This is a genomic window from Citrobacter sp. Cpa228 (genome assembly GCF_030333085.1).
Classification (GTDB): Bacteria; Pseudomonadota; Gammaproteobacteria; order Enterobacterales; family Enterobacteriaceae; genus Citrobacter; species Citrobacter pasteurii.
Map to the genome: position 1 here is coordinate 63,332 of NZ_JAOWGQ010000036.1, position 11,673 is coordinate 75,004.

Annotated in this window: 10 protein-coding genes and 2 pseudogenes; 3 read left to right on the plus strand and 9 right to left on the minus strand. The window is 48.9% G+C overall.

Annotated elements, in window-relative coordinates:
* Nucleotides 1-32: 32 nt before the first annotated feature.
* Genes OGX91_RS04645 through OGX91_RS04655 form a run of 3 tightly spaced genes read right to left on the minus strand, consistent with a single transcriptional unit; the run spans nucleotide 33 to nucleotide 5,857 of the window.
* Nucleotides 33-2,231: a DEAD/DEAH box helicase gene (locus tag OGX91_RS04645; protein WP_181618534.1), complete on the minus strand. Its 2,199-nt coding sequence runs from the start codon at nucleotides 2,229-2,231 to the stop codon at nucleotides 33-35.
* Nucleotides 2,228-3,544, minus strand: a complete 1,317-nt coding sequence (locus OGX91_RS04650) for an ATP-binding protein (protein ID WP_128317696.1) — start codon at nucleotides 3,542-3,544, stop codon at nucleotides 2,228-2,230. The genes OGX91_RS04645 and OGX91_RS04650 overlap by 4 nt, the downstream gene beginning before the upstream one ends.
* 3 nt (nucleotides 3,545-3,547) lie before the next feature.
* Nucleotides 3,548-5,857, minus strand: a complete 2,310-nt coding sequence (locus OGX91_RS04655) for a tellurite resistance TerB family protein (protein WP_181618535.1) — start codon at nucleotides 5,855-5,857, stop codon at nucleotides 3,548-3,550.
* Nucleotides 5,858-6,325: 468 nt separating this feature from the next.
* On the opposite strand from OGX91_RS04655, the gene OGX91_RS04660 reads away from it, so the two are divergent.
* From OGX91_RS04660 to OGX91_RS04670, 3 genes and pseudogenes are all read left to right on the plus strand, one after another.
* Nucleotides 6,326-7,234, plus strand: coding sequence for a hypothetical protein (locus tag OGX91_RS04660; RefSeq protein ID WP_286625581.1), 909 nt, complete (start codon nucleotides 6,326-6,328; stop codon nucleotides 7,232-7,234).
* A gap of 1 nt (nucleotide 7,235) precedes the next feature.
* On the plus strand, nucleotides 7,236-8,042 hold the full coding sequence (locus OGX91_RS04665) for a GIY-YIG nuclease family protein (RefSeq protein ID WP_181618537.1): 807 nt from the start codon (nucleotides 7,236-7,238) through the stop codon (nucleotides 8,040-8,042).
* A gap of 100 nt (nucleotides 8,043-8,142) precedes the next feature.
* Nucleotides 8,143-8,400 (plus strand): annotated as a pseudogene (locus OGX91_RS04670) (transposase domain-containing protein); the annotation flags it as partial.
* A gap of 146 nt (nucleotides 8,401-8,546) precedes the next feature.
* Here OGX91_RS04670 and OGX91_RS04675 read toward each other — a convergent pair.
* The 6 genes and pseudogenes from OGX91_RS04675 to OGX91_RS04700 form a co-directional block, all read right to left on the minus strand.
* Nucleotides 8,547-9,161, minus strand: a complete 615-nt coding sequence (locus OGX91_RS04675) for a DUF2913 family protein (RefSeq protein ID WP_249417862.1) — start codon at nucleotides 9,159-9,161, stop codon at nucleotides 8,547-8,549.
* Nucleotides 9,162-9,320: 159 nt separating this feature from the next.
* Nucleotides 9,321-9,761, minus strand: coding sequence for a UCP030791 family putative phage-derived protein (locus tag OGX91_RS04680; RefSeq protein WP_233606189.1), 441 nt, complete (start codon nucleotides 9,759-9,761; stop codon nucleotides 9,321-9,323).
* A complete protein-coding gene (locus OGX91_RS04685) occupies nucleotides 9,758-9,919 on the minus strand; it encodes a hypothetical protein (RefSeq protein ID WP_233606188.1) in 162 nt (53 codons plus the stop codon). The genes OGX91_RS04680 and OGX91_RS04685 overlap by 4 nt, the downstream gene beginning before the upstream one ends.
* A 325-nt stretch (nucleotides 9,920-10,244) precedes the next feature.
* Nucleotides 10,245-10,709, minus strand: coding sequence for a putative zinc ribbon protein (locus OGX91_RS04690; RefSeq protein WP_128317692.1), 465 nt, complete (start codon nucleotides 10,707-10,709; stop codon nucleotides 10,245-10,247).
* Complete coding sequence (locus OGX91_RS04695; RefSeq protein WP_181618538.1) at nucleotides 10,700-11,002, minus strand: DUF7828 domain-containing protein; 303 nt, start codon at nucleotides 11,000-11,002, stop codon at nucleotides 10,700-10,702. The genes OGX91_RS04690 and OGX91_RS04695 overlap by 10 nt, the downstream gene beginning before the upstream one ends.
* 200 nt (nucleotides 11,003-11,202) lie before the next feature.
* Nucleotides 11,203-11,558 (minus strand): annotated as a pseudogene (locus OGX91_RS04700) (IS110 family transposase); the annotation flags it as partial.
* Nucleotides 11,559-11,673: the final 115 nt, after the last annotated feature.

Genomic DNA, 11,673 nt, shown 5'->3' on the forward strand with positions numbered 1-11,673 from the left:
ATCACTTATTTATACCCTGACTAATATCCAGTCTACTGAAGGTGTTTCTGCAGCCAGATGCACGTTCCTTCTATATCATACGCCTGTGCCCCATACCCTTTGGCAAGCAAAGTCTCTGGTAAATACTCGTCATATTTATCCAGATACTTGTCAGGAACAACTGCAGCAAGCTCAAACTCTGAAGGTAACCCCGATAATAGCATTTTCTTAAGTGCATGCTGGACAGACGCAACGCTTGAATCTTCTACCTCTATCACACCTGCGAATGAACTGGCTTTAAAGCCACAACGTATAAGCAGGGACGTAATTGTATTGACAATTTTATCCCCCATCCACGGGATCACGTAGCAGTTCTGACCGCTGGTAATAAAACAGTCATTTTGTAGATTGTAGCGTTGGAAGTTGTTACTTCCTTCCGTAAAGAGGCTTCTGGCAGCGGCATCAGCATAATCGACTCTCTTGTTGCCTACCGCGATACGGTAATCATTTTCCCTGTAGATAGCGAGCATCTCCTGGCGAACAACATCATGAACAGACATCCCGCCACCACTGAATAGTGGTGGCTGCCCGCCTTTAGTCGCCTCAACATAGATAACCTTTTTTTCAACCTCGATCTCTGTCACTTTCCAGCGCCGTCCGCCGAAGATGATGTGCTGCTCAGGCAAAAGTGGGGAGTCTACAGGCACTGTGCCAAGAGTTCGGTTTCCCGTTACAATGCGAAACTCCTCAGGTGTATTGAATACGGCATAAAACGTGTAGTGATTAGTCAGCTTCTCCCCCTCAGCCCCGACAACTATTTCACCGCTGGCAAGTTGAGTGAGCAGGCCACATATCCCCATATGTTTAAGCAGACTTTTGAAGTCATTTATATCCACATTCCGGAACGGACCTGTCTGGCAAAGTTGTGACCAGAGCTGATCGGCACGAACTCCGCCCCATTGCGCAGTAATAGCAAGGATCTGGTGTAGCAGTGTGGAGTAATGTTTCTGCCGGACATCTGCAGGCTCGAACCAGCGTTTAGAGATCATCAACCTGATCATTGCCATCGCCTGAACCAACTGCAGCCGTAAATGATCCACAATGCTGCTGGTTGCGGTAAGTTCAGGTTCAGTAATTAACATTCTCAGCACCGATGGGGAATCGCGCCGCCCTGAACGCCCCATGCGTTGACGCAGACTGGAAACAGAATGCGGAGGTGTCACTTGTATGACAGACTGCACCTTACCAATATCAATACCCAGCTCCAGCGTCATTGTACAAACAGCGGTTGTGGGCAAATTCCCTTTCTGCAGTCGGGCTTCAAGCGTCTCACGTAACTCCCTGGCAAGGGAACCATGATGAGGAAAGAATTCATTAGGAACGACATTTGCTTCACACATGTCGCTCAGTGTTGCCGCTATGCTTTCAGTACGCTTTCGACTGTTAGCAAAGACTAGGTGGGAATCGCCACGGCAGAGCCTGAAAATATCCGCGCAGACGAGCTGCTCAGCAGAGATCTGGAGCTCTTCTCCTTTTTCGGGCACCCGCTCAAGATAACCTTTAACCTGAACCTGTAGTGTGGCTGTGCTATTACTGTCTGTTACCGTTTCACAAGGTAATCTCTTATCCGGGCGCAATAGTTCTGGCACTTTTTCCAGCTCTCCCAGAGTGGCACTCAACGCGACACGGGGAATTGGATTTAACTGGCGTCCTAGCACATGGTCAACTCTATTAAGCAGAGAAAGCAGTTGTATACCACGCTCAGAGCCAATAAAAGCGTGGAACTCATCAATAACAATGTATGCCACTGAAGAAAACGCCTGTTTGAGCCAACCCAATGAGTTTATGAGCAAAGACTCAAGTGACTCAGGTGTGATAAGTAAGATACCAGACGGGCTTGTCCGTGCTTTCTTCTTTTTGCTTTGTGGTACATCCCCGTGCCAGGGCGTCACTTGCATTTCCAGGGCTTCACCCAGGCTCTCAAGACGACGGTGCTGATCGTTAATCAATGCCTTCAACGGACTGATATAGATAATGCCAAATCCACCAGTGAGATCTGCAATCGCCGAACAGGCAGGAAGAAAGAAAGCCTCTGTTTTACCCGCTGCTGTACCTGCACTAATTAGTACATCACGATCACGGGCTAAAATTGCCGGAATAGAACTTTCCTGCAAGGGCCTTAATGATGACCAGCCCTGCTTATAAACCCACTTACGGACACGGGGATCGAGACTATTGTAGGCGCTGCTCATAGTCTGAAATTCGCCAGGCCATCATCGCCATCGCTTTCCTCCACAATGGCGTCATCTATATCGCTGGGCTTGTCTTCTTCAATCGCCACCCCCTCGATGAGCGCTTGCCAGTTCATCGTTCTGTTTTGTTCCAGCACAGCCAGCATATCCAGAAAGCCTTTTATGGTATTGCGGGGAGTTCGAAAGTAAGCATCTCCGATGGTTTTGCTGCAGTGATGCAGAAACCCGGTCAGAGCATCATCTGGCACCAGATAATTTGCGGGATCTCCACCAGCATAAACATGACGAAGATTTTTCAGTAAAATATACAGTTCCTCAGGAGTGAGGCTGGCAAGATGCAGTGTGGGAGACGAGTAGTCAATTACGCCTGCTTTCTGTGCGAATCGGTTTTCTGCCAGACGCGACTGGAGCGCTTCATAGCTGTAGAGCCCCTTACGTGGATCGAAAAGAAACTCTGGCGTCCCCCCGAGGATAAAACCAATATTTTCGGCGGAGCCTTGCAGGCAGTCATTCAGGATCCGCAAAATTTGTTCGTAGTTGGCCGTTCTTGCTTGCGTATTATTCAACTTGAAGAGGTTCACCATCTCGTCGAGGCTAACTAAAAGTCCGGCATAGCCTGCCTGACAGACAAAAAGGCTCATCAACTTCAAAGAATCATAGAACGAGGCGTCTGAGATAATCGTTCGGACGTCAAGATCATTACGGGCATCAGTTTTTGTGGTGTACTCGCCCCGCAACCAGCGAATGGCATTGGATTTTAAGGTTTCATTATCCTGCTCATGCCCGCGCCAGAATGCGTCAATGACCTTCGCAAAGTCATATCCGCCCACCATATCTGACAAAGCAGCAAGGCGTTTATGAATAACGGATGAGACCTGGGAGCCGTTCGCATCAGCTTCCTTCCTTGCCTCAGTAACAAACCTTTCCACAACGCTAAGTAACGCATTGCCATCTGGTTTGTTTCTGGTGGACATATTTTTCATAAGCTCTGAGTAGAGATTACGAGCCTGACCTCCCGATGAGTGAATACGTCTGTCGGGAGAAAGGTCTGCACTGACCGTGACCAGCTTCTTCTCTAACGCAATAGACCGTACAACACTTAAAAAGAACGTTTTCCCTGAACCGTACTCACCAATGATAAGTCTGAAGCTTGCCCCGCCATCTGCAATCCGTTCAATATCCTGATGGAGGGCGGTTATCTCATTCACGCGGCCAACCTGGATATGCTGAATACCTATCCTTGGCGTTACTCCCGACTTAAGTGACTGAATAATAGCGTCGCGCTCTTTCACTCTTATACGTGTTACAGACATTCACTAACCCTCTAATTCTTTGGCTATTTCCAGGTCAACCCAAATGTGATCATCAGCATCTTCCAGCACTGGTGCATCAACCACCGCATAGGACCAATCGTTGATCACCTCAAGCGCACCGCCGAGCATCAGGTTCCAGTTACTGCACAACTCTGTCGCCTCTTTTCTGGACCATTGTTCTTTCTCCAGCAACCTGCGATAAAGTTGGCTATGAGCGGAGTCAAGTTCACCTTCCCCGGTTAATGGGGCTGGAGCGCTTTCTGGTTGTTCTGGTTCTCCTTCAGTGAAAATCGAGTTCAGTAATTTACGAACATCATCAGTGGCAGATTCGTGGCGGGCAAGTACGTTGGCATCCAGTGTAAACCCTGCCGTCGACTGATTAGCTGGTACAGATGAAACGAGAGCAGTTTCAGGTGCGGAATGCTGATGGATATTGCTTGATACGGATGAGGGATCCAGCCCCAGGCTTGTATAAATCTTCTCAAGCTGTTTGATTTCGGCAGGCGTAATTCTGCCATCAGAGCAAGCAACACTAACGATAACCTTACCTACAGCTGATTTTTCCGCAGCACCAAGTAATTCAATCCGGCTTTTCATTCCCGTCATATTCGCCGGAGTATGAAGCTGCCACGTTAAATATGCGTGCAGAGAGCGCTTTTCATCATCGCTGAAGCTGGCATTGTTGTTGATGGCATTTTCAAGCGCTTTCTGTTCGGCTCGATCGAGAGAATTGTCAATCAAGGCGACTACCGAACCTAATCGGAGCGTCAATACAGCTGTGATAAATTCAGGAGAAGGAGAGAAGCGTCCACCTTCACCAGCAGGGAATAAAACAAGAACACCATCAATATCTGCTTTTACGTGGTGGTAATAGGGGTCAGGAGCCAGACAATACCCCATTTTCTGTGCAAAGGCCTGCATCAAGTCGGCCTCTTTTTTATTGATCTTCGCCGGACAGGTAGCATTCATCTGTGACCAGTAGTCAGCAACTGAAACTACTCCACCCTTACTGAGGATCGCGTCATCAGCCCAGTGTTTGAATGCACTTAATATTTTATCTGCGCTTTCGTTAACGATTTCTGAAGGTAGCAATAAAATTGCAGCGGTATCATTTGCTGAAGTGCCTTTTCTACCAAGGTAACGACTGTAAGCATCCAGTTCATCTGTGCATATATCGGCAAGAGTCATAAGCTTCTGAACAGGGCCTTTCAATGCACTTGGATCAGGCAAGTCGGGAACAGGAAGCTGAATACCTCGCAAACTGGGACTCGCAGGCGTGTAATCTAAACGCAGACGCGCTTTATTCGGCTTCACTACCATCCCTTCACCGTATTTAAGGGTGTAACGCCGTTTAAAAAGTGCAGCAAATTCTTTCGCGCAGCGGCGGGCGGGGGTTCGTAATGAGTATTCAGTATGATTTGTCACCCACGTCAGAGCCAGCTCAGCTGGCACTGGAGCTCCTGCCTCAACAGTCTTTGCCAGGATTAGCCTGAACTGCATGCTATTGCTGAACTCAGAATCGTTGCCAAGAGCTGCTGCAAGATTTTCGTTCGGACGAAGAATGGACATCGCTTCAAGTAACTGGGACGAGTAGTTCCGGAAAGATCGGTTTTCATTGAAAACCGATCTGAGATGGCAGATCTCTTTGAAAAGAGAATAGAACTCATCGTCAGCTATATTGTTATCCCTGCTGTCAACAAGCGCCCGTCTTTCCAGGCCATACAGATAAATAAAAACGTAACCAATTGGGCAAGAAGTGTCACATCTGTCGCTGGCAAGCCAACTCAGGTACGCGCCACGTGCTTCAGGTGAAAGTGAGGAAAAGCTGGGCCAGTACCCTAATGAACTATCTTCGTAGATGTAAGGTGTGGGGTATATCTTAAGCGTGGCGTCAATTAGCGATGCCTCGCTACTATCATCATAATAACCGCCTGAGTTACGCCCGGCAGGGTTCATTCGCTGCCCAAGATAGAAGTAGCCACCGGTAACCTCTACCCCACCGACTGTGATCACCTCCTCCGGTAAAATCCAGCGAGCCAAAGCACCGGTAGTTTTTGAGAAATTCTGGCGTTGAGTGGCTGTTATGCTGTATTCGACATTCCGTCCGCCGCTTAGTGTAAACGTAGTCAGATTGTCATCTTCGCTGTCCTCGTTCTGCATTACAGACTGATTTTTTTTGTTGTTAGCAAGCCATTCTTTAGGTGGTGCTTTCACAGGAGCGGAAGTATAAGAGCCCGCGGACTTAGTTTTCTTCTTTTTGAAAAAAATAATATAAATCAAATAAATAGCTACTATAAATATCCATAACTCCATGAGGCAGTAACCTTAAAAATAGCTTTTCACAAACACCGAAAGAATGGCGATTGGAAGTGGATTAATCTCAAAATAATACTTCTAAATTACAAAGGTTAAAAGCAAATCACAACCTTCCCTAACCTCCGCTTTTCGCTTGCTACGGCCCCTGCTGAGCATGAATTTCGTATATGTCCATAATCGAACATCGATAATATAGAAACCATGGCTGAAATGTGGTACCAGACCCTCACCTGATGCCTGCCAGTATCGCACCTCGCTTCATGTCTAACCTCTCTGTTAGCCCGGCATGGTCAACGGTTCTGTTGACAATGGTGCTACTTTCCAATACGTTAAGCACAAGGTTAGCGCGACCAGGCAGCTCACGGCCAAAGCGGAATGCAGCGCAGACTTATCAAATCCTTTTTGGTTAAGTGTCTTTGATTCTTATGGTTCGTGAGCACATAAGACAGATAAGAGACTTAAACCATGAAACGACTCCCCACATGCGCAGAAGCAAAAGCCCACGCTAAATACCTTTCACGGTCGCTCAATATCAATCTAAGCTACGCTCGGGATGCAGTGGCATTACGTTATAACTGCCATAACTGGTCGGAACTCAGCACAGTATTTGGTCAGCTTAGCGATAAGTACATGTCGTGCTATGGCCTTGCCAGCCATGAAGAAAAGCGTGTTTTTAGCCAGCTTCTGGCACCGTATATCGCAGAATTGCAAAATGCCATTCACCCTGACCGCCATGTGCCGGAAAGCTTGATACGTAAGATGGCTGAAGGCCATATTTCCCGAATATCCGGTAAAGTCATGTCGGCTGTAATACGTGAATGCGAGGATTCTCCACCCACGACAGTTAAAGACATCATTGAACTGATTGAATTTTATGATGAAACGGCCAGCCGGGTATTAGCAGGACGCCACAAACAGATCTCGACCAATAATCCCTGGCTGGAGCCTTGGGTATTTGGTGTGCGCTTTTATGCCTATTACCACTTTAATGGCAAGCAAGTCACCATCTTAAGCCGGGAGTGGGATTTAGATATTCATGATGCCTACCTGCCACATTCACGTGACAGAGTATTTTCACGCCCATGGTTTCAGGACTATATGATCGGCTATCTGGCCTACCTCGTGAAGCAATTTATCGGATTGGGTTTTGACGGTACCGTTAAGATTTGTTGCATTAATAATTACAGCGCGCTGGATTACCATCAGAAAAAAGCAGCCCCCAACGGTCGTGTGGGGCTCAATCACTTATACAGAGAGTTACTTAATCGCGGGGGAGAAGAAAAGTGGCCGTTTAGTCAAAATGGTCATAAACATGATTTTGGTATCGAGCTCCCGTTTGCCGCATTGACCTCATTGAAGAAAGGAAGAAAATGAGATGAACAAAGCCGGAAAAATAGCGTATTCATGGCTAAAGGCACAGAGCGATAGCGAAAAAATTCGATTTATTGCACAAGCGCTGGGGAGTGTCGAATATCAGGCGTTTATAAAAAAACATCAGCCTGAAAAGCAGCATGCCCACAATCTACCTTTAAGTTTTTTGAAATGGTATTTGCCTCAGAAACTAGTGGCCTCCTATCACGGCAAGGAGATCGGCCTGAGAAGTATGCCGGAGACGGTTGGCGATAAGCTGGAAATTCGGCATGCCTGGATGCCAACAGGACAGTTTGCTCCTTCGCGCCATGGATCTTACATACCGCTGGGAACCCACTTTGTTTGTACTGCTCTGATGCAACCCTTTTTGCAAAAACAGCAGGAAAAATGTCTGGAGCAGTCCTGGCAGGCAGCGCTTCTCCTGCTTCTGTCGCCTGATATCAGTAATGACAATGAATTCACCGCTCCATGGCTGGATTACGAGCCCTATCTCAATGGTGAAACAGATGTGTACTTTTTACTGGATGAACCTAAGGAAAGAGTCAAGATTGGAATATCAGGAAATCTCAGGCAACGCGTGGATACCTTGAAGCAACAACATAATACCAGCCTGCGTCTTATCTCCATAATACCTGCAGGGGGTATTGAGACAGAATCTGCATTACATCTTTTCTTCAAAAAATACAGGTTGGATCAGAAGGGACTTGGCAGAGAGTGGTTTTCTTATACGGATGAATTACGAGAATTTATCAATACCCTGAACACCTATGCAATCAGGAGCCACTGCCTAAGAGCTTACGGCATTATCTGACATAAGGTCGTATCTTTAGGGCCCGTGGCGCTACGCATCTACAGGTTTGAAAAATCGATTATTTAACCCCAGTGCCGTATGTAACCATTAAGCCAGTACAGGTCTGGCAAAGCCAGGCAACAACGTGGCAGAATGAACGCTACAAGCTATCTGTCTTGGCAAGAGAAATTATATCTTCTTCGGGGGCGATCACGGTGGTGAGCGTGGAGCACTGCTGTACAGCCTGATCGGGACGTGTAAACTGAACGGAGTGGAGCCAGAAAGCTACCTCCGCTATGTCCTTGACGTCATTGCTGACTGGCCGATAAACCGGGTCAGCGAACTGCTCCCCTGGAGCGTAGCACTGCCGACTGAATAACACATCCCCGTCAATACGGTTCTCGCTGCACACTTACGGAGAAAGTGTTATTCATTATTTTAAAATAAAAAGCGCGGGATGCTGACGACAGGTTCACCACTTCCGACAATCCGATTGCAGATTTCGACGGAGAGCCTGGTTTACTGTCAGGGCAATAATGCCATCCGGCCAGGTTTTAGCATGGCGACAGGAAGTGCATGTGCCTGAAAAACCGCGATACAGGCTGGCAGATTACCAGTCACAAAAAATTCAATTCGTGCAATCAGCTTGCCCTCATCCGAAAACCCACGGGTCAGTGCCGACTTTCTTACCAGCAGTACAGCAGTATCACTGTATTCTTCGCTCAGAGTTTCACAGCTCCAGTCCCCATCACTCACCACCGCGTTTAACCAGCCCTGCGATTTAAGCTGTTCAATAGCATAAGTCAGCCGGTACAAATCCGACTGCGCGGACAGAGGCTCTGTGCAGGATGACCACAAATATTCCAGACGGCTAAATAAGCCAGCGGTAAGACCTTTATTGCGACCCAGAGCCAGTAATCCCTCAATATCAGAGGCAATGGCCCGCGAAAACCGTTTTTGCTTATATGCGACCGTTAGCCAGCGCAGCAAAAATGTGTGAATGCTGAGGGGGGACCGTGCCAGGCCATCCTGCTGTGCAGTGCGTAATGCGACAAGGGCACACCAGGCAAAATGAGCAAGTTCAGCGACGGTTTGTTCCGGGGGGAGAGTATTTTTTATGCAGGAATTATATCGGGTCACAGGGCCCCGGAGAAGAGGACGCGTCGAATTGGATTAAGAGACGTCAGGCACACTCTTCGTTCAATGAGCAACACGCTACTGGGAGATATTATCGACGGATCTGACCCTGACGCCAGCGTATCAATCGAAGCTAAAGTGGCATGCCTGCCCCGGAATAACTCAGACGCCATTTATCATCTGCCTGTGTATTTCCGGCATTGACGGGCAAACAATGCCAGTTCTGGCCGTCATAACGGGAGAAGTCATTCCCTGAACGACAGACCTCAACTGGCTAAATGGCGTAGCGAAAGCCCCCCTCTCTGAGCGACTGATAGCGAATGACGATATGTTACCGATGCGGCTCTCTGCTTTCACCACCGCTTGCCATGCATCATTGAGGATCGCACACATCTCCTGCAGCACGCTATCAGTAAGCGATGTATTTCGCACTGTACCTGTCGTATCAAGGTTCATTAGCAACACCATCCTGCTCTCCTGTTTACCAGCCGCCTCCCACAGCCAGCGCAGCACCGCGGGGGGTGAATGACGGCGGGCCTGCTGGCGTTGCCACGAATATTCGCCAATACGCTGCCAGACTTCGGTATGGAAACGCAGAATCAATGCCGGTTATCGGTCACCGTTTCACTGTGCGGTAACAACACGGTAAAACTGAACGCCGCCAGTCGGGGATAGTGATCTACAGCCTGTTGCAAAACAGCATGTACATTTAGCCCGTCCGCCACATTATCAATGGTCGGGATGGCTGGATGATGATTCATAATGGATGCTCTCTGATATTTTGCCTGAATGGTCAATGTGGGTGGGTAACGCCAGCCAGGTCACAGGCGCTTAAAATCCCTGAATCCCCTTCGACAACGGGGAGGAGGCTCTGTAGCGACAACGCCCCGTTCGCTTTCTGTCGGCTTCTGAACGTGGACGGTGGATCAGTTGCCAGCCTGTATCACTCTTCGTAACAACCACCGGGGATATGACAGCAATCACAGAGCAGGGGTCTGGCATGCAGGAAAGTGAGTTCATTGACAGCCACCCACTCCCCGTCGGCAGTAATCACATGTTCTGCTGGTCTGAATTTGATAACCATCTTCACCAGTCTCCTGGTACAGCAGGGAGTGAGCGCCGGTCACCAGGACTCTCTACAGGACAGGTATAATTCTCCCGCCAGATGGTTTCTTCGACGCTGTACAGGCCCGTGTTACATATCGCACAGTGTTTCTCTCCCCTGTAATGACGTCCACACCAGACACAGTACCAGGACTGCATCACCAGGCGGATGTCCTGCTCATGGACGGAGTACAACATCACTCTGAAGCGTTCTCCCGGCAAGCCGTCACGGTGCTGACGATACTGGCAGTGCATCAGCGCAGAGACATTTGCAGACCGCTGGTCATGCTCAAACCAGGGAGGCGTATCGCTGTTACCTGAATGCAGTCTCAACTGGCATCCACAGGACAGACAGGTCCAGCTCTCACCAGGCTGGCTGACCGCACTCCTGGCTCCTGTAATTGCCCCCTTGCTGTTGAGGGCGAGATGGCATGACATCATAAGCATGAGTTCCCCCCGGCCTTGTGGCAGACACGTACAGGGCAGTGATGAACAGCGTGTCCCGTCACCGGCATGGCACCCGGTACGTAACGCTGTAGCTGGCGTATCAACAGGACTTCGTCAATGTCTGGCTGGATGTATGGACAGTCTTGCCTGCCTCGTTCAGTGAGTGCAGCATCGGTATGCGCAAACCACGGGCGTTCAGACTCAGCATGCAGTACCAGGACACTGCCGCAGTGATGACAGTTATAACGTTCCTCAGGAGAGCGTAATGCGGTTCTGGCTCCAGTCCAACTCACTTAGCCGCGTGTCCACTATTCGCGGGTAGGATCACTATGCCACGCAGTGGCAATGGTTTAATAATCACGAACGACCAAATATGGCGTTGAATGGCTACACACCGATGCAGCATATACAACGCATGGCCTGACTCTACTTATTGCCTCCATTAAAAATGGGGGGATTACCAAGAGCACTGTTTTTATCCTTAAGAGAACAGTAGGGGGTGAGCAAGAACCCGCTGTTCTACCTCAAGGGCCACCTCGTCTCTTTGCTTACGCAGTTGATGAGCTGGAGTGCCAAGCGCGGTAGGACGACGACAGCAGCATTCGTGCCGGGAACGACGACGGTTTGCTCTGTCATAGTCTGGGTGATGTCAGCAGCAAGGCGCTTTCCCAGACGGGGCGCGAGTTAGCTGAGCTGGGTCGCCAGTTTTGTCTCTCCCAGCAAAGCGAGTTTTTCGGGCGAAGGATATCACTGGAGCAGATCGAGCACGGCCGGGTGATCCAGTCTCGGGCCGAGAACACGCTCCAGAGCCGGATGTATCTGGGTCAACAGACCGCGGATATCAGCACTCTGAGTTTGTTTTCGTTTGGGTAATGCTTTATCGAACAAGCGCTTATGTTTGCCTGCCATTGCTTCATTTCCTTCGCAACAGCCACGCATTTCTTGGCAGTTAAACAGGAATTTA

Excerpts from the sequence above, each read along its gene's own strand:
- OGX91_RS04645 (WP_181618534.1), bottom strand. The coding sequence starts at position 2,231 with ATGAGCAGCGCCTACAATAGTCTCGATCCCCGTGTCCGTAAGTGGGTT.
- OGX91_RS04650 (WP_128317696.1), bottom strand. The coding sequence starts at position 3,544 with ATGTCTGTAACACGTATAAGAGTGAAAGAGCGCGACGCTATTATTCAG.
- OGX91_RS04655 (WP_181618535.1), bottom strand. The coding sequence starts at position 5,857 with ATGGAGTTATGGATATTTATAGTAGCTATTTATTTGATTTATATTATT.
- OGX91_RS04660 (WP_286625581.1), top strand. The coding sequence starts at position 6,326 with ATGAAACGACTCCCCACATGCGCAGAAGCAAAAGCCCACGCTAAATAC.
- OGX91_RS04665 (WP_181618537.1), top strand. The coding sequence starts at position 7,236 with ATGAACAAAGCCGGAAAAATAGCGTATTCATGGCTAAAGGCACAGAGC.
- OGX91_RS04685 (WP_233606188.1), bottom strand. The coding sequence starts at position 9,919 with ATGAATCATCATCCAGCCATCCCGACCATTGATAATGTGGCGGACGGG.
- OGX91_RS04690 (WP_128317692.1), bottom strand. The coding sequence starts at position 10,709 with ATGCTTATGATGTCATGCCATCTCGCCCTCAACAGCAAGGGGGCAATT.